Raw genomic sequence first — 17,909 nt, forward strand, 5'->3', positions numbered from 1 at the left:
TGTATTGATGTTCCACATTTATTGGTAAAAAATCACCAGAGTTTAAGATATGCCTAGAGTAAGTTCACAATTATCCGATCTTCAGTGGGTCAAGCAAGTTCATGACTTCTTAATTGAAGTCGCCCGCGCTTCTTTGGCAGATACTCCTAAATTACCTGATAGTGTTTCCACTCAAGCCTTACCTTTAGCCCAAAAAGCCCAGGATATTCTGCAAAAATCAGCCAACACCGGTTGGCAATCTGAAAAAAGCCAATGGATTGAACAGGTGCGTCAACTATTGCTAGAATTGTCTCGGATTGCTTTAGGAGAACGTCCTAAACTCCCGGAAAATATTGCTCAACGGGCGTTAACCTTAGCAGAAACCGCCCAAGATATTCACGAAGATTCAGCCGATTCTGAAGATGATGACGACGATTCGGGCGATAATGGAGACGATAAAGAAGATGCTTCTAGGGAAATTGTTTTATCGGTTAATGATTTATTTAAGCATTTAAAAGACCGTTTAACCGCAGAACATCAAAGTAATAATGGGACTGGAGATCCCGGATGGCAACAAGTGTTAACCTTACTTGATGTTGTTCAGGACACCTATAACAGAATTCAAAAATCTTAAGTAATTCTAGTTCTGGTATTCCCGATTCCCGGCTATAGATAGGATAGAATTAATTAGATTCCTGTGTTTTCTGTAGCCATGACTCAAACCATTGATTTCCTTAGCCATCTCAATACCTGCCAACGTCAAGCGGTGGAACATTTTTGTGGCCCGATGCTGGTGGTGGCGGGAGCGGGTTCGGGTAAAACACGGGCGTTAACCTATCGCATCGCTAATTTAATTCGCAGCCATCGGGTTCATCCTGAGAATATTTTGGCGGTGACTTTTACTAATAAAGCCGCTAAGGAAATTAAGGAACGGGTGGAGTTAATTTTTGCTCAACAACAGGCCGAACTCGAATTTGGAAAACCCCTATCCGCTTTAGCCGCCGATGAACAAACCCGCTTGAAATCCAAGGTTTATCGCAGTATTAGCAAACATCTTTGGATGGGAACCTTCCATAGTTTGTGCGCTCGAATTTTGAGATATGATATTAATAAGTATCAAGACGAAAGTGGCAGAAAGTGGGATAAGAATTTCTCGATTTTTGATGAAGATGATGCTCAAAAATTAGTTAAGCATATCGTTCTCAAAGATATGAATTTAGACGATAAGAAATTTGAACCTAAAAAAATTAGATATTCGATTAGCAATGCTAAAAACCTCGGATTTTCTCCTCAACAATATGCTAGGGAAAATCCCGATTATTATGGTAGAGTTGTATCGGAAGTTTATAGTTCCTATCAATCTCAATTAGCTTCAAATAATGCGTTAGATTTTGATGATTTAATTAGAATAACCGTTGATTTACTCAGTCAAAATGAGCAAGTATTAGCCTATTGGCATCAAAAGTTTTGTCATATTTTAGTAGACGAATATCAGGATACGAACCGCACCCAATATAACTTAATTCGGTTATTAGTCACCAATGGCGAAAACCCGAGAACCATTAAAAATTGGCAAAATCGCTCTATTTTTGTCGTGGGAGACGTAGATCAATCGATTTATTCGTTTCGGATGGCCGACTATAAAATATTATTAGAATTTCAACAGGATTTTGGCGATCGCTTACCCGATGACGATACCCGCACGATGATTAAATTAGAAGAAAATTATCGCTCCCGGGAAAATATTTTACAAGTCGCAAATCATCTAATTCAACAAAATACCGAACGCATTGATAAAATTCTCCGTCCCACCCGAGGAGAAGGGCTGCCGATTTACTGTTATCGGGCAGATGATGAAGTAGATGAAGCTAACTTTATTCTATCACAAATTCAAGGAATTAGTAAAAAAAATCCCGAATTAGATTATGGGGCCTTTGCCATTTTATATCGCACCAATGCCCAATCCCGCGCCCTAGAAGATGTCTTATTAAGGAATAATATTCCCTATACCGTGGTGGGGGGATTAAGGTTCTATGACCGCAAAGAAATCAAGGATTCCATATCTTATTTACGAGTGATTGCCAACCCCGCCGATAGTATTAGTTTACTCAGAATTATTAATGTTCCCCGTCGAGGCATTGGTAAAACCACCATTGATGGGTTAATGAATGCGTCTCAACAGTTAGGAATTCCCCTTTGGGAAGTAATTAGTGATGAAGATTCTGTTAATACTATCGCCGGACGTTCAGCCAAATCCGTGAATCAATTTGCCCAAACGATTAAAACTTGGCAAGAACGCATCGAAGACCATTCTGCTATGCAAATCCTAGAAGGTGTTTTACTCGATGCGGGTTATATTCAAGACCTAAAAAATGAAGGGACAGATGAAGCCGAAAACCGCTTAGAAAATATTAAAGAATTGACCAATGCCGTCTCCCAATTTCAAGAGGAATATGAGGATAATACCCTGGGCGGATTTTTAGCCACTGCCTCCTTAGCTTCCGATTTAGATAACTTAAAAGAAGGACAACAAGCGGTTTCCCTATTAACCCTCCATGCGGCAAAAGGATTAGAATTTCCGATTGTATTTTTAGTGGGTTTAGAACAGGGACTATTCCCCAATTATCGCAGTTTAAATGACCCCTTATCGATAGAAGAAGAACGACGTTTGTGTTATGTGGGAATTACTCGCGCCCAGGAACAATTATTTTTAACCCATGCTTGTCAACGGCGCTTATGGGGGACTTTAGAATCCTGTATCCCCTCGATGTTTTTGCAGGAATTACCCGAAGGATTAATTCATGGGTATACCCCCCCGACTCAAGCCAAAACTCCGAAAACTAAGGCAACTAAAAAAGAGTCACAACCCCCCACAGAGACGAAAAAACCCGCACAAAATGTTAAGTTAGAATCCGATGTTAAGGATTGGAAAGTAGGGGATAAGGTCTTTCATCGTACCTTTGGAATTGGAGAAGTTACCCACGTTTTCTCAAATAAAGATAAAATGTCTTTAGCGATTAAATTTGGTAGCCTGAGTCCCAAAATTCTTGACCCAAATGCTGTTCCCTTGCAACGTTTCAAATAACCCCGTTGTTGCGCTTAAGCGCACTTTTTTATTATTAAAGTTAAAGGATAGATAGTGTTGAATTAATATGGAGAAGATGCGCTAAAGCGCAACAACGGGTGGAGCGAAAGCTCAACAAAAAATTTAATTTTTTGTTGAGAAATTCGGATATTCTATTAAAATTATGTTAAATTTTAGTGAATAAAAATCATGTTAATTTTTATACAAAAATTGATATTTTATGACTAATTCTTGATAAATTACTTGTAGAAAAAGAATTTTTTAAGCCTATGATGATCCCAACAAATGATGTAAGAATTGATGCCCTTGTGGGTAGTAATCCAAATAATCCAGGACAACCTTTAAAATGGAATGTTTCCCCAGGGGGAACCCTAACCTATAGTTTTGTGACCAATGCAGAAGCAAGCGCTTACGAAACAGCACTGGAGGAAACAGGAATTCAAGAAGTTGATGAAGGAACAAAGAATCAAGTTCGTCAAATCATACAGACCGTTTATGGAACTGTTCTACCCATAAACTTTGTCGAAGATTTATCCGGTCAAGGTAATCTTCGGATTATGTTGGGGGATTTAACCAATAGTCCTGATGCTAGTGCTTATGCTCTTGGAGATTTAGCCGACCCTAACGCTTATCAGTCTGTAGTTTTGAAAAAAGGAGAAGAATATAACTTTGGGAATAGCCCGAGCAGCTTTGAATATTCAACCCTGATTCATGAACTGGGTCATGCGCTGGGTTTAGACCATCCTGGTAATTACAATGCGGGAGAAAAAGATCCGACTCCACTCCCACCAGGACGAGTATTCTTACCCTTTGAACAAGACAATTCTCGAAATACAATTATGTCCTATAATCCGGGTAGTGCCACAGCAGGGGACGTAGCAGCACTGGAACCTCAAACGTTAATGCCATACGATATTTTAGCCTTGCAGTTTTTGTATGGGGCTAAAGATAATAATAGTGGCAATGATGTTTATACCTTCAACGATACGAACTTTAAACAGGTTGCCACGATTTCGGATAGTGGTGGTATTGATACGGTCGATTTTTCGGGTTTATCTGCGGATGAAGTTTATACCTTGCGGTTAGCTCCTGGGCTACCTTTTACCACCCAAGCCGCTCTCAAGGGATTAGACTATAAGTTAGAACCGTCCCAAGGGGGGCCAGAGGGAACAACCTATAAAACAGATACCTTTGGAACCTATACGTCCTTTACAACCGAAATTGAAAACTTAATTGGAACCGCCGGCCAAGATGAAATTCTAGGCAACCGTTTTAACAATGGTATTCAATCAGGAGAGGGAAACGATACGGTTTATGGCGGAAAAGGGGGTGATATCCTCGATGCGGGCGTAGGAAATGATACTATTTATGCGGGCCGAGAAGCCGATCAAATCAATGGTGGTGAAGGTGATGATATGATTTCCGGTGATCGCGATAATGATACGATTACCGGAGGTGGAGGCAATGATCGCTTTATTCTTGCCCCGGGTTTGGGAACTGATACTATTACTGATTTTATTCAAGGTTCCGATCAATTGGCTTTATCAGGAGGGTTAACTTTTGCACAATTAGCTATTGTTCCCCAAGCGGGGGGAAGCACCGTACAAATTACTGGAACTGGGGAAATTATCGCGGTTCTCTCAGGTACCACCATAGCATTAGGTGTGTCTGATTTTACCTTAGCTTAAAAACTCAAGCCTTTTAATCTACCATCACCACCCCAAAAATATAATTAATCAGGGAAGCTATTTATGAATAATTCTTCTTCAAGGGGTGGTGTTAAAACTCAACACCGAGTTTTATTTTTTGATGAACAACAGCTAAATTCCACATATAATCATCAATTTGATATTCAGTTGCAGCTTGATTAATATAGGTTTTAGCCAGTTCTATATTTTGTTGGGCTTCATAATATAATCCCAAATAAAGATGACTATAAAAATTTCCTTGTTTTCCTTGTTTTTGTCCGATTTTTAATAAATCTTCCGGGGTACAATTCCCCGCAAACAGATCATAAACACTTCTCAAAACTGGACGCGGATCATTTTTAACCGGAAGTAGGGTATTTTTAGCATCTTCTACTCCTTGAAATTGGGCAATACATAAATACCGCCAAACCGTTTCCTCAACATCTTGGGAATTAACGGTTAAATCAATTTCAAATTGTTCTGCACCGAGTTGATATTGTTCGGCATAATAATAGGATAATCCCCGTTGCCAAAGATAGGGTTTAATACTAGGGTCTAGTTGTTCGGCGTGATCAAAATCTTGAATTGATTCAGCAATTTTCCCTAATTTAAAATAAACCATTCCCCGTTGAATATATCCCCGAATATCATTGGGATGGGAATGGAAGTATTTAGTCCAGTAGTTGAGTTGTTGTTCTAAGGAAAGAGACATATTTGATATTGTTGTTGCGCTTAAGCGCAATCTATTGTTAAACTACAATAACGGAGAAGATGCGCTTAAGCGCAACAACGGGTGGAGCTAAAGCTCGACAAAGAATTAGTTTAATTTGTTGATGAACAACAGCCATTACCCATTACCCATTATCCGATCTCCTTGCTATCCCGGAAAAATCTGTTATAATACTTTCAAGGTTGTGCTGCGACGTTGGTGATTTGCCGATATGTTTTTTTGATCTATAGCTTTAAGAATACGGGAACTAAGAGAATTGCAGGCGGCAGTAAACCGAGCTTAGACTCGGAAACTTTAAGTCTGGTCGAGGTACCCACCTGGTTTTGCCCAGGTCAAAAGCTGAGGTAACACGGCGTTGCGGTTAACCTTATCGCTCAAGTTCTGAAACGATAGAAACTATAATAGGCCGTCCATTTCTAAATCTTCAATAATTTGTAATCCCCTCGGATCACCGACTCTTAATAATGATGATTTAGCATCATCCTTAACCCCGACATCCCCATCTTCTTCCAAGGCTTCAATTAAGGCATCAATAGCCACGGCATAAACAACATTAGAGGGTAGTTCTCGACAGAGTTGCCCCAATGCCCAAGCACAGTTACTTCTAACCGCCGGAACCGGATCTTGACGCAGGGCTTCAATCATGGGGGGAATTGCCCGAATCACTGTATCATAACTCACTTTCGCCATTTGACCAAGGGAACTAGCTGCCCACAGACGCACGGCGGGAATATCGGTTTTTAGGGCATCTAACAAAGGTTCTAAAGCTCGGCGATCGCCACAGGTTCCCAAAGCCCAAACCACCCCTTTACGGACATAACCATTCCAGTCTTGGTGTAGTTGTGTAATCAACGCTTCCACCACTTGGGAATTAGAATTGCGTCCCAAGGCATAGGCCACACTCACCCGCACCAAAGGGCAACCATCCTTCAACAGCCGAATTAAATCAGGAATAGCCCGCCCGTCCTTAATTTCACAAAATGCCCGGGCGGCAATCATGCGTTGTTGCGGTTCAGGTGAGGTTAACAACAGCAACATCTCCTCTGGATCGGGTTTGGCTACTTCGCCATCATCCAATTGATCCAAAGGACTTTCTAAGGGGTCTTGAGTATTGGTTACGATCAGTTTTGCATCCTCCATATCATTAATTTACAGCAATTTGTCACCGTTGATGTCATCAATTCTAGGGAAGTTCAACCTGCCTGTATTATAAAACTTCACCGAGAATATAGTCAAATCTGCTATACTGTATCCAGAAAATGATCAAATACTGCCAAACAATTAGGAGTTAGCTACCAAGCCCCATGGCGTTTTTTTGGTGGAAGTCTAACAAAAAAACTACCTCATCCCGCCAGACAAACTGAAAGCGAAAGGATTTCGGTTCATTTCACCCCAATCATTGTAGAACATCGTGATAGACTTGCCCGATCAGGTGGAGGATTATCTACATAAAGCCAGTCGATTGATTGTGGGTTATTTGGTGTTTCATCAAATTCGCAATTTGATCATTGGTAAAAACCTAGAACGAATTTGTAGGGGACTTTATCAGTCTTCTACAGAGAAACGATTCGGTGCCGATGTCAATGGCTCGTTGAATATTATTAGTTCCTCAGTTCCAAAAGCTTTTAGCTAGATTTAGGTAAAGCCGTCCTCCACTTCGCTGGCATGACGGGGTTTCAAACCAAATTTTCTGATGAAAATTACATCTGACAAAGAAAATCGTAAAAGCCCTCTCTGGAGCCTGTTTCTATTGATAATTGGGGGTGGGTTAGCTTTGATGGGCGATCGCTGGTTAGCCACCCGCACCGCTTCAACTGTTACGCCCTCAATAGTTCAAACCCCTGCCAAAACTGCCCCCGCTCCTACCGCTAATTTCAACAGTCAAGCCAATTCTGCCTCCAGTCCGACTAGCTGGTTAGCTCAAAAAGTGGCTGCAAAGCCCGTAGATTCTAACTTTATTGTCGATGCAGTTAACGAAATTGGGCCGGCTGTGGTTCGGATCAATGCTTCTCGTCAAGCCACCCGTCGAGGACTGGAGCAGTTTGGAAATGGCTTTCCCGAGGAATTTTTTGGGGCGACTCCCCCCAAACGCCGTTCCGATCGCCCGATTGAACAGGGGACAGGTTCCGGGTTTATTCTTTCGGCCGATGGCGTGATTATGACCAACTCCCATGTGGTCGAAGGAACTGATCGGGTACAAGTGGTTTTAAAAGATGGTCGTCGATTCGATGGCAAGGTATTAGGATCGGATGGGGTGACGGATGTGGCTGTAATCAAAATTAATGCCGATAATTTGCCCAGCGTAAAAATTGGCGATTCTGAGGCCCTATCCCCTGGAGAATGGGCGATCGCCATTGGCAACCCCCTGGGATTAGATAATTCGGTGACGGTGGGAATTATTAGCGCCACCGGACGGTCGAGTAGTGATATTGGTGTTCCTGATAAACGGATTGGCTTTATTCAAACCGATGCTGCCATTAACCCCGGAAACTCCGGGGGGCCACTGCTAAATGCCAATGGAGAGGTGATCGGAATGAATACGGCAATTATTAGTGGTGCTCAAGGTTTAGGTTTTGCTATTCCAATTAATAAAGCCCAACAAATTGCCCAACAATTAGCTACAACGGGACGGGCTGAACACGCCTATTTGGGGATTGAAATGGTGACACTTAGCCCTGAATTACTGCAAGAATTGAAAGAAAATCCTGATGCAGAGTTTACTATTACTCAAGATAGTGGAGTTTTAATTGTCAGAGTTCTTCCCGGTTCCCCGGCGATGAAATCGGGATTAAAACCAGGAGATGTGATTGTAAAAATTGATGAAAAACCTATTACAAAATCTGATACGGTTCAGGAATTAGTTCAAAATAAGAATGTCGGAATACCGATGAAAGTAGAGTTAAACCGTCAAGGACAGACCCTAATATTAGAAGTGAAAACAGGTAATATGCCAGGATGATTTCGGAGGGCAGGGGGAGCAGGGGGAGCAGGGGGAGCAGGGGAGGCAGGGGGAGCAGGGGGAGCAGGGGAGCAGGGGAGGCAGGGGAGGCAGGGGAGCAGGGGAGGCAGGGGAGGCAGGGGGAGCAGGGGGAGCAGGGGGAGCAGGGGAGGCAGGGGAGGCAGGGGAGCAGGGGAGGCAGGGGAGGCAGGGGGAGCAGGGGGAGCAGGGGGAGCAGGGGAGGCAGGGGAGGCAGGGGAGCAGGGGAGGCAGGGGAGGCAGGGGAGCAGGGGAGGCAGGGGAGGCAGGGGGAGCAGGGGGAGCAGGGGGAGCAGGGGAGGCAGGGGAGGCAGGGGAGCAGGGGAGGCAGGGGAGGCAGGGGGAGCAGGGGGAGCAGGGGAGGCAGGGGGAGCAGGGGGAGCAGGGGGAGCAGGGGGAGCAGGAAAGGCAGGGGGAGTAGGGGGAGTAGGGGGAGTAGGTAAGTAAGTTGTTTAGTGTTGAAGGGAAAGAGGTTTATGAGTGAAATTTTAGCGATTTCTGAATTGGGCAATCCAGTTTTACGACATTATGCTAATCCGGTCAATAATATTAGGGAGGAACGAATTCAAACCTTAATTGATAATTTAATTATTACCGCATCTCAAGCGAATGGCGTGGGCATTGCCGCGCCTCAAGTGGGAATCAGCGATCGCTTATTTATTATTGCTTCCCGTCCCACATTGCGCTATCCTAACGCACCTTTGATGGAACCCACGGCCATGATTAACCCTAAAATTATTAACCATTCTCACAAAACAATTAAAGACTGGGAAGGCTGTTTGAGTGTCCCTGGAATTAGGGGATTAGTTCCTCGGTATCAAGCCATAGAAATTGAATATACCAACCGAGAAGGAGAATTATGCTATCAACAATTAACAGATTTTGTCGCTCGAATTTTTCAACATGAACTTGATCATCTGAACGGAATTGTATTTGTAGATCGGGTTGAAAGTACCGGGAATTTAGTTACCGAAACCGAAGAATATCAAAAACGTATCGCTGATTTTCACTGATTTCGCTGATTTCACAGATTAGATTTGTTTTAATCCGTGAAATCCATCAAAATCGGCGATCTTGATTTTGCGGAATAGTTACCTGGATCATTGTAGAATATTTAGAAGTCAATTTTAGGGAAATTAATTAACGCCATGACTATTAATTTAAGTAAAGGTGAACGAGTTAGCCTATCTAAAGAAGCACCCGGTCTGAAAAAAGCTGGAGTGGGATTAGGATGGGATACTAACACTTCTGATACTGGGGCTGCTTTTGACTTAGATGTATCGGTATTCATGATCGGGAGTAATGGTAAAGTTCCTAACGAACAATATTTCGTATTTTATAATAACTTAAAATCTCCCGATGGTTCTGTAGAATCCCTAGGAGACGACCGCACCGGAGAAGGAGGCGGAGATGATGAAACTGTTTTTGTTGAGTTAAATACCGTTGATCCTAATATTCAAGAAATTGTCTTTATTGTCACTGTTTACGAAGCCGAAAACAGAAGACAAAATTTTGGACAAGTTCGCAATTCCTATATCAGAATTTATAACAATGAAACCGACATCGAGATCACTCGCTATGATTTAGAGGAGGATTTTTCCAGGGAAACCGCCATCGAAATCGGTCGCCTCTATCGCAAAGATGGTGAATGGAGATTTCAAGCCGTTGGACAAGGTTATAATTCAGGTTTAGAAGCCTTTGTTCAAAAGTATACCTAAAAAGATTAAACTCAAAACCTAGTTTTTTGTTCATAATTGCAGGAATTAATTAACCATGTCAATTAATATCAAAAAAGGCGAAAGGATCAGTTTATCGAAAGAAGCTCCAGGGTTAAAACGAGCCTCCATTGGTTTAGGATGGGATATCAATGCTAGTGATACCGGAAAAGCCTTTGATTTAGATGCTTCTGTGTTTATGTTAGCAGAAGATGGTAAAATCCCCATTGATGAATATTTCGTATTTTATAATAACTTAATCTCTCCTGATCAATCTGTTAAACATTTAGGAGATAGTCGCACCGGAGAAGGAAGCGGGGATGATGAAACCATCGTTGTCGATTTAGCAAAAATCAATCCCGACCTTCAAGAATTAATTTTTGTGGTTACTATTCACGATGCTGACCAACGGCGGCAAAACTTCGGTCAGGTGAAAAATTCTTATATTAGAATTTATGATGACGATACTCAAACCGAAGTCATAAAATATGATTTAGAAGAAGATTTTTCCCGAGAAACCGCCGTGGAATTTGGCAGATTATATCTCAAAAATGGCGAGTGGAGATTTCAAGCCGTCGGACAGGGTTATAATGCGGGTTTACAAAGTTTTGTGGATAAATACGTTTAATTTATTTTGAGGATTCTAACCATGGCGATTAACTTAAAAAAAGGCCAAAGCGTTATTCTCGATAAAAGCGAATATGACCTATCAAAAATGGTCATGGGCTTGGGATGGGATGTATCTAAAAAAGGACTATTTGGCGGAATATTTAGCGGATCTACCGATTTTGATTTAGATGGATTTGCCCTATTATTAGATGAGCGAGGAAAATTAAGAAATCAGCAAGAAGATGTCGTTTATTTCGGACATTTAGCCACAAAAAATAATACTGTCATTCATTCAGGAGACAACCTCACCGGAGAAGGCGCAGGAGATGATGAACGAATTATTATTGATTTCAAAACCCTGCCTCAAACCTATCAACAAATTATTTTAGGGGTAAATATATACCACGCTGAAGACCGCCAACAAAACTTCGAGATGGTTAAAAATGCCTTTGTTAGAGCCATAGATGCTAAGGGTAAAGAAATTGCTCGTTACAGTCTTTCCGGTGAACCCGCTTACTCTGGACAAACTTCTATGTTATTAGGAGAACTTTCTCAAGAAAACGGACAATGGAAATTTAAAGCATTAGGAACACCCTTAAAAAGTAATTTAAACGGGGTTATTCGTTCGTTTGTGTAATCAATATTCTCAATAATTAGGGGCGAAGGATTCAGATATTAAATGATGATATTCTCATCACCTTTTATCCAAATTCTCCGCCCCCAGAACCGATGAATTTTCAACACTATTTTAATAATGTTTGTGTTGAAAATCGGTTTACCTTAAGGTTTGCGGTAGGGAACCATGGTTTCAATATTGATATCACCTAAAGCAACGCGAGTCACTGGGCTAACGTTAGGAGTAACTAAACCCAGGAACTGTGCGGGATCGCCGGCTTTGAGTTGTTTTTCTTGGGGAACAAAACGACGAACCGCATTTTGCCAAACCAGTTGAGGGAAGCCCAGTTGGTTCCGGTGGTACTCGTTGTAACGAGGGGTTTTCAGGTTAAAAGGAACTTCCCCTTGATTACGTTGAAGTAGTACCCGACGACGTTGGTAGGGAACCGTGTCATACCCGAAGTTATCCAGGTATTCATCGCTATCGAGTAACTCATCAATAAACCCTTTAGGGCCTTTGTTAGCAACCACAATCGACCATGCGATCTTCTCACGCTCACTGTAAACATCCCGTCCCAAGACGCGCTGGACAACCAACTCGACGAAACGGTAGTTACTATTGGTTTGGTAGTTGCGACGCAGGAAAGGATCGGAAATTACTAAACCCCGAATAAAATCCCGGACGTTAATTTGACCAAACTTCAGCTGAGACTCTAAGAGAGTTTGACGGCTGCTTTTGAGAATTTGATGTTCACTGTAAATCTGGCGATAAGCAGCCCAAATGATGTCATCCCACTCAGAAGCTGAAGGCAGGTTTTCAGCCGTAAATACTCTGGGTTGTTCATCACCCGCTACTTCAAAGCCAGCCACGCGAACATTGCGGCTGGTAGGGCCATAGCTTAATAAAGGAAGCGCCACCTTAAATATCTCCTTAATTTTGAAGGTCAACTTTATTTTTTATCTTGTGGTCGAGTGTTGCCCTGATCGCTCAGAGCTTTAGAGCCACAGGCTTGGCTATAGTACAGATTAGGGGATTACGGCAACTCATCTGGCATTTTTCTGAACCGATGCAACAATATGTAACATTTTTTGACACCGGACACCCGATCCCCATTGTGCTAAAATGAAACTTGACAATCCCCTAGGGGGGGATAATTGTCAAGATATATTAAATTATGATAATCTACTTAATAAATCTTAAAGATCTTGCTCAACATACTAATAGGTTCTATTTTGACTACCACTCAACCGATTCATCCCACCTCTCGATTGCTTCAGAGAGTTCTAGCCAAAGTTAGGGTCTCCCAGACTGGGCTAGTGTTTTTAGCCTCGGTGTTTCTTGTGACTGTCCCTGTGTTTTTCCAAGCCCCCCTGGTGCGACAATGGCCAGAATTTAGTGTAATTCTGACCTTGGGGTGGCTAGGAATCAGTTGGAGATTAATCAGACAAACCGCCACTTGGGTTTGGGGGGACTTATTATTAGGATTTAGTTGGAGTTGGTTTACGGGTGCAATCTATTGGGGTTGGTTACGCTGGGAACCCCTATTACATTTACCCGTAGAAGCTATAGGTGTCCCCTTTGCCCTATGGTGTTTATATCGAGGCTGGGGAAAAGTCGGAAACTGGTTTTATTTGGGTTCCCTATTTGGAACGGCGGTTACGGACGGATATTTTTATATCACCGGATTAATTCCCAGTTGGCGTCAACTGATGCACGTTGAACCCGCCCTAGCCCTACCCATTTTTCAAAACGCCCTGCAAATGGTTACTACCCCCTGGGGAATTAGTTGGGCCGTCGGATTTGCCCTATTTTTATTTGGAGTTGGTGTTTTTCCGTTACAATCGAAGGAACAACATTGGTGGGCCTTTGGGGGAGCGGTATTAAGTACGATTTTGGTGGATAGTTTATTTTTGGTGGCGGCTTGTTTAGCCTAATTTAAACACAAAGATACAAAGACACAAAGAATACAAATCTGTTCTAAATGTGCTATAATCAGGGGCTTTTGATCTTTGTAAAGATGGTTTTTTTACCTTAAAATATAATTCTTGATTCGGTTTATGGCTACATCAAAACGTGATTCTGAGCATCAGGTTAACTCCGGGGGAAACCGTGTGGTTTATTCTGAGTTTGGGACAGGATCAAATTCATCGGCTTTAGAACGTTCTCCTGTTTCTGTTCCTGAGATCCCCCCCAATCAACATAATTTGAAAGTCCAAGCAACTCGTTCAGGACGCAAGGGGAAAACTGTAACCGTAGTTAGTGGATTTCAAGTTAAACCGGAAACTTTGGAATTGTTAGTTAAACAGTTGAAATCCCAGTGTGGGGCGGGGGGAACGGTTAAAGAAAATACGATTGAAATTCAAGGGGATCATCGTCCGAAAGTGATGGAAACCTTGATAAAATTAGGATATAAAGCTAAAATTAGTGGGGGATAAATCGTTAACGTTTTGATGCTTGAAATTCCAGTTCATGAAACTTTTCAATCGACGATTCAAGGAGAAGGATATTGGGTCGGAACTCCCGTAGATTTTATTCGGTTAGCAGGTTGTCCGGTTCGTTGTCCTTGGTGTGATACGGGTTATGGAGATGGGGGAATGAGTTTACCCCGCGAAGTTAGATCTTTTGATTCGTTAATTGCAGAATTGCGATCGCCAAGGGTGGTAATATCTGGAGGAGAACCGTTGATATATGCTCAACTTCCCCGGTTAATTCAAACTATTGAAGCGATGGGGAGAACCGTTGCTGTTGAAACATCGGGTTCCTTTTGGCAAGATATTCCTAATTCTGTTTGGGTCACTTTAAGTCCAAAACATCATGTTAGTCCCAATTATCCTGTAGTTCCGTTAATGTGGAAACGAGCAAACGAGATTAAAGTGGTGATTGAAACCGGATCGGAATTAGAGTTTTATGCTGAATATTTAGAGCTTAATAGTCAAATTCCCGTCTTTCTACAACCGGAATGGAACCAACGCGATCGCACTTTACCTTTAGTTTTAGAATTATTAAAAAAATTTCCTCACTATCGGTTATCGGTGCAAATTCATAAATGGTTACAAGTTCCTTAATTTAAAATTATTTTGTTCAGGTCTAAAATCCTATTTATTTACCCATTCGTAATTCGTAATTCCCTATTATAACTATGAAACCAGAATTTCGTTCCCATTATCCCCAAGAATGGCTAGAAAAAAAAACGATTCCCTACCGGAATATTGTGGGGGTGAATGAACAAGTTTATCGAGAATCCTTAACCTTTAATTATACCATTAAAACCACTTTACACCGTCAACATTTTAATCCGCCGATTTGGCAAGATTGCCATTTTCACAATTTTGAAATTAGCTTGGAATTGCAAGCCATTAGAAATCCAGAAGATTTGTATGGGTTAGACATGGTGGAAATGGAAAACCAATTACAAGTTTGGGCAAAACAGTTACCCGAAATTGTTAATGATCATCCCCTATGTCCCCACGGAACTACGGAGGAAATGTGTTTATATTTTTCTCGAATTCCCATTGATAATCATATCCAAATTATGCGGGTGAGTGTGTCAGAAACTCCCAACCGAGTTACCACTTTAGAAGTTTATAAACCCTAACTTCACCCAAGTTATGATCCGTAAAAATTACTACAAGTGAATCCAAGGAGCAACTTTACGACCCAGAAACCGAATATTGAACTTTACTTTTTCTATGGGACTATTATAATCTTTTCCCTGAAAATGACCTGCAATGCCATAAAATTCAGGTTCTATTGGGAAACGTTCTATCAACTTCTGATCTAATTTTGCTGCTTGAATTCCTTGATAAATTTTTCGCTCCATATAAAAACATCCATCTTGATGATTGTAAAGTAAAGGTTGAAAATATTTTAAATAAAATTCTTTTTTAAAGACTAAAAATCGAGTGTCAACATAAGGAGAGGCTGTTGTTTCTTGAAATAGATATTTTTTGATGACCCATCCTTGATCTTTGATATCATATAGACAGTCGTAAGAACCAGATACACTTTCAAGAATTTCTGTTAAATTTAATAGCTTAATTCGTCCGGTGATTTTGGCAACACAATTAGCTTTTTGAATTAATTCAGACTGTTTAAATCCTTGATCAATTAAAGAAATTTCTCCATATCCTTTGCCATAGGAACGAGGGAAGGTATTACTATTGATAGAAATAAATTCAACGTCCTTATTATAAGGGTTTTCTAAGGTTGCCTCTTGGACTCTTGCTAAAGACCATCCTGAATTTTCAACGAATAAAATTTTTTGAATTTTAGGATGATGATTAATATAATATTTCAAGGTATGAAAATAATCCTCTTGACGGGTTTCTGGGTCAGAAGGATAAGCCTTTGGCATTCCCTTAATATCAATTGTTGCAGTTAACAGCAAAACAATGTTATTCATAAAATTATGGGGATCAATTGTATGAGGCATATTCAGGTCAATTCCAAGTCGAGTTGAATTTCAGGAATCCTCTAGTTTTACCCTGTAGATATAGATAACAAACATTATATACGGTGATTACAGGTTAAGGGAAATATGGATAAGTCTTTAAGAAAATGGCTTTCGGGAGTTCTCCTCGTTGCTCCTGTCCTGTTAACGAGTTGTTCCCTGAATTTGTCCTTACCCCAAGTGAATGAAAGCGATAAAGCACAATTTGTCATGCAAACGATGACCACCGGACAACAGGCTTATTATCAAGCTAATGGTCAGTTTGCCAACTCTATTCAAGGGTTATCTTTGAATGCGAATTTAGACACCGGAGAATATCGCTACAGCGTGAATACCGAAGGTCAATATGCGGAAACCGTGTTGATGACGGCGGCGGCCAAACAAGACGGACTCCCTAGTTATGCTGGAGTCGTGACGGTGAGCCATACCGCAGGGGGTGTAATGGCGATCGCTAATATTTGCAAAACCGATCAACCTTCCACCGAACCCCCGGCTTTGTCCCCAACTCCCGTACCCGGAGAAGGGTTAAAATGTCCTGCGGGTTCGAGTCCAGTCAGGTAGTAAGCTGCTACCCAGCTTAGGCGAGTAGGCGTTGTTCGTTCATTGTACTGGGCAGGGTGGAAATATGGTTGCTATTTTATCCTATTCTCAGAAATCTTTAAATCACACCCAAACCCGTATATTTTCGTAACTCAGTGGGCTGGAGTCCTAAGACAATATCCTCTTTTAATACACCCTTGGCTAACAATTCATCCGTTAAGGAACAGTCAGTTTGATTGCGCTGAATCCAGATTTTTTCCCCTCGAATTTCTAAATGAATCAAACAACTATAAATTCTCCGTTGCCCCTTCCAACCTAAATCAACTAACAAATATCGGTCTGTTTGCTGATCAAAAACGGTCTGGGATTCAATTTCCCCACCCAAGGGATTCCCTGCTGCATATTCTAATAATAATTCCTGAATAATTTGGCGATATTGAGCTAATTTATCCATTGTAAAATAACCTCCGCTTGGGGTTCATAAACAATTAGTTTGACTTGATATTTTTGAATTGCTAACCTGGGCAAATCTCGATAGAAAAAAGATTCATAAGCTGTTAAAGGAATTGCCAGATAAAGAACTCGATCAGGTTCAATTTCTTCCAATGCTAAACGATAATTCAAAAATTGACCCAAGGCTAAATGAAAATCCAACATTGCCGAATCACTCAAAAAGCTTTTGATTTCTACTGCAATTTTTTCTCCAGTCCGTTGCGCTCCCAGCATTTCTTGCGCTCCTAGATCAATTTCTAAACGGTCATCTGCTCCAAATTCTAAACGCAATGGATCATGAGTAATTTTCCAATCCTGTTTTTCCAATCCTCGTCTAACAGCATAGTGGAATTTATCTCGCGCCATACACATTCAATTAATTTTAAATCAAATTAGGAAAAGCAAAGAGAGACGCGCCGTGGCACGTCTCTACGGGGGTTTAGGCTAGAACAAAATCGACATCGTTACTGCCGCCTGTTTCTCCTTGACCGGAGGTTAATTTTTGACCATTGACTTCTACCGCAAAGGGTGTACTACCCAGGCCAGGAAGGTTATAATCGGTTTTGGCGGAAGTATATCCGACACTAGCAATCATTTTCCGGCCGGTGTCCGTATATTGGAAGGCCATCATTTGATTTTTCTTGTTTTTATTATCTTCAGCCCAAATCACCATATATTGTTGATTTTGATAATCAAAAACTTTGGGTTCTCGGATAGGGACATAACGACCCACTTCGCCAAAACTTTTATCTAAAAAGGTCTGGACTTCACTGGGTTGAACCACAGCATAACTAACTTGTTCTGGAGAAGCGGCGATCGCATCTCCTTTGCTTTGATCTACAACCTCCTCTTTGCCTCGATTTTTGAAATAATCGACGGCGACTTTAGTTCCAATAGCACCCGCAGTGGCAATTCCGGCACCAATTAAAAAGTTACGAAGTCTGTTATCAGCCATTTTTTCTCCTAATTAAAATTTAATCGACTTTTGTGTTTTGGAATTGATTCCATTAACATGGGAATTTTAACAA

Annotated in this window: 21 protein-coding genes and 1 other RNA gene; 15 read left to right on the forward strand and 7 right to left on the reverse strand. The window is 41.4% G+C overall.

All coding sequences use genetic code 11. The features are described from left to right. The first annotated feature begins 49 nt into the window (after positions 1–49). From AC2D3N_RS21095 to AC2D3N_RS21105, 3 genes are all read left to right on the forward strand, one after another. Positions 50–613, forward strand: a complete 564-nt coding sequence (locus tag AC2D3N_RS21095; protein ID WP_484692044.1) for a hypothetical protein — start codon at positions 50–52, stop codon at positions 611–613. 78 nt (positions 614–691) lie between these two features. Continuing rightward, positions 692–3,064 carry a DNA helicase PcrA gene (gene pcrA, locus AC2D3N_RS21100; protein ID WP_484692045.1) on the forward strand — a complete coding sequence of 791 codons (2,373 nt, stop codon included), beginning with the start codon at positions 692–694 and terminating at the stop codon, positions 3,062–3,064. 269 nt (positions 3,065–3,333) lie between these two features. Then, on the forward strand, positions 3,334–4,752 hold the full coding sequence (locus AC2D3N_RS21105) for a M10 family metallopeptidase C-terminal domain-containing protein (RefSeq protein ID WP_484692046.1): 1,419 nt from the start codon (positions 3,334–3,336) through the stop codon (positions 4,750–4,752). A 91-nt stretch (positions 4,753–4,843) separates the two neighbouring features. On the opposite strand, the gene AC2D3N_RS21110 is transcribed toward AC2D3N_RS21105, so the two are convergent. After that, the gene (locus AC2D3N_RS21110; RefSeq protein ID WP_484692047.1) at positions 4,844–5,464 is read right to left on the reverse strand and encodes a tetratricopeptide repeat protein; all 621 of its coding nucleotides are present in this window, start codon (positions 5,462–5,464) and stop codon (positions 4,844–4,846) included. 199 nt (positions 5,465–5,663) lie between these two features. Between AC2D3N_RS21110 and ssrS the strand changes: the two genes are divergently transcribed. Further along, positions 5,664–5,850: non-coding RNA, 6S RNA (ssrS, locus tag AC2D3N_RS21115), on the forward strand. A gap of 28 nt (positions 5,851–5,878) precedes the next feature. On the opposite strand, the gene AC2D3N_RS21120 is transcribed toward ssrS, so the two are convergent. Next, positions 5,879–6,622 (reverse strand): HEAT repeat domain-containing protein, encoded by a 744-nt coding sequence (locus AC2D3N_RS21120; protein ID WP_484692048.1) that lies wholly within the window; start codon positions 6,620–6,622, stop codon positions 5,879–5,881. A gap of 271 nt (positions 6,623–6,893) precedes the next feature. Between AC2D3N_RS21120 and AC2D3N_RS21125 the strand changes: the two genes are divergently transcribed. The 6 genes from AC2D3N_RS21125 (at position 6,894) to AC2D3N_RS21150 (ending at position 11,420) form a co-directional block, all read left to right on the forward strand. Then, the gene (locus tag AC2D3N_RS21125) at positions 6,894–7,115 is read left to right on the forward strand and encodes a hypothetical protein (protein ID WP_079680830.1); all 222 of its coding nucleotides are present in this window, start codon (positions 6,894–6,896) and stop codon (positions 7,113–7,115) included. A 60-nt stretch (positions 7,116–7,175) separates the two neighbouring features. Then, entirely contained in the window at positions 7,176–8,441 is a 1,266-nt protein-coding gene (locus tag AC2D3N_RS21130) for an HhoA/HhoB/HtrA family serine endopeptidase (RefSeq protein WP_079680831.1), read from the forward strand. A gap of 494 nt (positions 8,442–8,935) precedes the next feature. Continuing rightward, positions 8,936–9,472, forward strand: a complete 537-nt coding sequence (gene def / locus AC2D3N_RS21135; RefSeq protein ID WP_484692049.1) for a peptide deformylase — start codon at positions 8,936–8,938, stop codon at positions 9,470–9,472. Between the two features lie 135 nt (positions 9,473–9,607). Then, positions 9,608–10,177 (forward strand): TerD family protein, encoded by a 570-nt coding sequence (locus tag AC2D3N_RS21140; protein WP_079680833.1) that lies wholly within the window; start codon positions 9,608–9,610, stop codon positions 10,175–10,177. A 55-nt stretch (positions 10,178–10,232) separates the two neighbouring features. After that, entirely contained in the window at positions 10,233–10,802 is a 570-nt protein-coding gene (locus AC2D3N_RS21145) for a TerD family protein (protein ID WP_484692050.1), read from the forward strand. A gap of 21 nt (positions 10,803–10,823) precedes the next feature. Continuing rightward, the gene (locus AC2D3N_RS21150; protein WP_484692051.1) at positions 10,824–11,420 is read left to right on the forward strand and encodes a TerD family protein; all 597 of its coding nucleotides are present in this window, start codon (positions 10,824–10,826) and stop codon (positions 11,418–11,420) included. Between the two features lie 143 nt (positions 11,421–11,563). Here AC2D3N_RS21150 and AC2D3N_RS21155 read toward each other — a convergent pair whose 3' ends face one another. Then, positions 11,564–12,316: a phycobilisome rod-core linker polypeptide gene (locus AC2D3N_RS21155; protein WP_079680836.1), complete on the reverse strand. Its 753-nt coding sequence runs from the start codon at positions 12,314–12,316 to the stop codon at positions 11,564–11,566. Between the two features lie 285 nt (positions 12,317–12,601). Between AC2D3N_RS21155 and AC2D3N_RS21160 the strand changes: the two genes are divergently transcribed. The 4 genes from AC2D3N_RS21160 (at position 12,602) to AC2D3N_RS21175 (ending at position 14,994) form a co-directional block, all read left to right on the forward strand. Further along, a complete protein-coding gene (locus AC2D3N_RS21160; RefSeq protein ID WP_144017844.1) occupies positions 12,602–13,333 on the forward strand; it encodes a DUF3120 domain-containing protein in 732 nt (243 codons plus the stop codon). Between the two features lie 123 nt (positions 13,334–13,456). Next, a complete protein-coding gene (locus AC2D3N_RS21165) occupies positions 13,457–13,834 on the forward strand; it encodes a translation initiation factor (RefSeq protein WP_484692052.1) in 378 nt (125 codons plus the stop codon). Between the two features lie 15 nt (positions 13,835–13,849). Then, positions 13,850–14,464 (forward strand): 7-carboxy-7-deazaguanine synthase QueE, encoded by a 615-nt coding sequence (locus AC2D3N_RS21170; RefSeq protein WP_484692053.1) that lies wholly within the window; start codon positions 13,850–13,852, stop codon positions 14,462–14,464. A 74-nt stretch (positions 14,465–14,538) separates the two neighbouring features. Beyond that, complete coding sequence (locus AC2D3N_RS21175) at positions 14,539–14,994, forward strand: 6-carboxytetrahydropterin synthase (protein WP_484692054.1); 456 nt, start codon at positions 14,539–14,541, stop codon at positions 14,992–14,994. Positions 14,995–15,024: 30 nt separating this feature from the next. On the opposite strand, the gene AC2D3N_RS21180 is transcribed toward AC2D3N_RS21175, so the two are convergent. Beyond that, entirely contained in the window at positions 15,025–15,801 is a 777-nt protein-coding gene (locus AC2D3N_RS21180; protein WP_200816829.1) for a hypothetical protein, read from the reverse strand. Positions 15,802–15,936: 135 nt separating this feature from the next. On the opposite strand from AC2D3N_RS21180, the gene AC2D3N_RS21185 reads away from it, so the two are divergent. Beyond that, a complete protein-coding gene (locus AC2D3N_RS21185; protein ID WP_079680841.1) occupies positions 15,937–16,410 on the forward strand; it encodes a type IV pilin-like G/H family protein in 474 nt (157 codons plus the stop codon). A 97-nt stretch (positions 16,411–16,507) separates the two neighbouring features. On the opposite strand, the gene AC2D3N_RS21190 is transcribed toward AC2D3N_RS21185, so the two are convergent. The 3 genes from AC2D3N_RS21190 to AC2D3N_RS21200 form a co-directional block, all read right to left on the reverse strand. Next, positions 16,508–16,843, reverse strand: coding sequence for a XisI protein (locus AC2D3N_RS21190; RefSeq protein ID WP_079680842.1), 336 nt, complete (start codon positions 16,841–16,843; stop codon positions 16,508–16,510). Then, a complete protein-coding gene (locus AC2D3N_RS21195) occupies positions 16,831–17,247 on the reverse strand; it encodes an element excision factor XisH family protein (protein WP_484692055.1) in 417 nt (138 codons plus the stop codon). Before AC2D3N_RS21195 ends, AC2D3N_RS21190 begins: the two co-directional genes overlap by 13 nt. Before the next feature lie 73 nt (positions 17,248–17,320). After that, the gene (locus AC2D3N_RS21200) at positions 17,321–17,836 is read right to left on the reverse strand and encodes a hypothetical protein (RefSeq protein WP_484692056.1); all 516 of its coding nucleotides are present in this window, start codon (positions 17,834–17,836) and stop codon (positions 17,321–17,323) included. Between the last annotated feature and the right edge of the window lie 73 nt (positions 17,837–17,909).

The sequence above is a fragment of the Planktothrix sp. PLAVEN19ND genome (assembly GCF_057220675.1).

Bases quoted from the DNA above. Each gene is read 5' to 3' on its own strand.
- AC2D3N_RS21095 (WP_484692044.1), top strand. From the start codon at position 50: ATGCCTAGAGTAAGTTCACAATTATCCGATCTTCAGTGGGTCAAGCAA.
- pcrA (WP_484692045.1), top strand. From the start codon at position 692: ATGACTCAAACCATTGATTTCCTTAGCCATCTCAATACCTGCCAACGT.
- AC2D3N_RS21105 (WP_484692046.1), top strand. From the start codon at position 3,334: ATGATGATCCCAACAAATGATGTAAGAATTGATGCCCTTGTGGGTAGT.
- AC2D3N_RS21110 (WP_484692047.1), bottom strand. From the start codon at position 5,464: ATGTCTCTTTCCTTAGAACAACAACTCAACTACTGGACTAAATACTTC.
- AC2D3N_RS21120 (WP_484692048.1), bottom strand. From the start codon at position 6,622: ATGGAGGATGCAAAACTGATCGTAACCAATACTCAAGACCCCTTAGAA.
- AC2D3N_RS21130 (WP_079680831.1), top strand. From the start codon at position 7,176: ATGAAAATTACATCTGACAAAGAAAATCGTAAAAGCCCTCTCTGGAGC.
- def (WP_484692049.1), top strand. From the start codon at position 8,936: ATGAGTGAAATTTTAGCGATTTCTGAATTGGGCAATCCAGTTTTACGA.
- AC2D3N_RS21140 (WP_079680833.1), top strand. From the start codon at position 9,608: ATGACTATTAATTTAAGTAAAGGTGAACGAGTTAGCCTATCTAAAGAA.
- AC2D3N_RS21145 (WP_484692050.1), top strand. From the start codon at position 10,233: ATGTCAATTAATATCAAAAAAGGCGAAAGGATCAGTTTATCGAAAGAA.
- AC2D3N_RS21150 (WP_484692051.1), top strand. From the start codon at position 10,824: ATGGCGATTAACTTAAAAAAAGGCCAAAGCGTTATTCTCGATAAAAGC.
- AC2D3N_RS21165 (WP_484692052.1), top strand. From the start codon at position 13,457: ATGGCTACATCAAAACGTGATTCTGAGCATCAGGTTAACTCCGGGGGA.
- AC2D3N_RS21170 (WP_484692053.1), top strand. From the start codon at position 13,850: ATGCTTGAAATTCCAGTTCATGAAACTTTTCAATCGACGATTCAAGGA.
- AC2D3N_RS21175 (WP_484692054.1), top strand. From the start codon at position 14,539: ATGAAACCAGAATTTCGTTCCCATTATCCCCAAGAATGGCTAGAAAAA.
- AC2D3N_RS21180 (WP_200816829.1), bottom strand. From the start codon at position 15,801: ATGAATAACATTGTTTTGCTGTTAACTGCAACAATTGATATTAAGGGA.
- AC2D3N_RS21185 (WP_079680841.1), top strand. From the start codon at position 15,937: ATGGATAAGTCTTTAAGAAAATGGCTTTCGGGAGTTCTCCTCGTTGCT.
- AC2D3N_RS21190 (WP_079680842.1), bottom strand. From the start codon at position 16,843: ATGGATAAATTAGCTCAATATCGCCAAATTATTCAGGAATTATTATTA.
- AC2D3N_RS21195 (WP_484692055.1), bottom strand. From the start codon at position 17,247: ATGGCGCGAGATAAATTCCACTATGCTGTTAGACGAGGATTGGAAAAA.
- AC2D3N_RS21200 (WP_484692056.1), bottom strand. From the start codon at position 17,836: ATGGCTGATAACAGACTTCGTAACTTTTTAATTGGTGCCGGAATTGCC.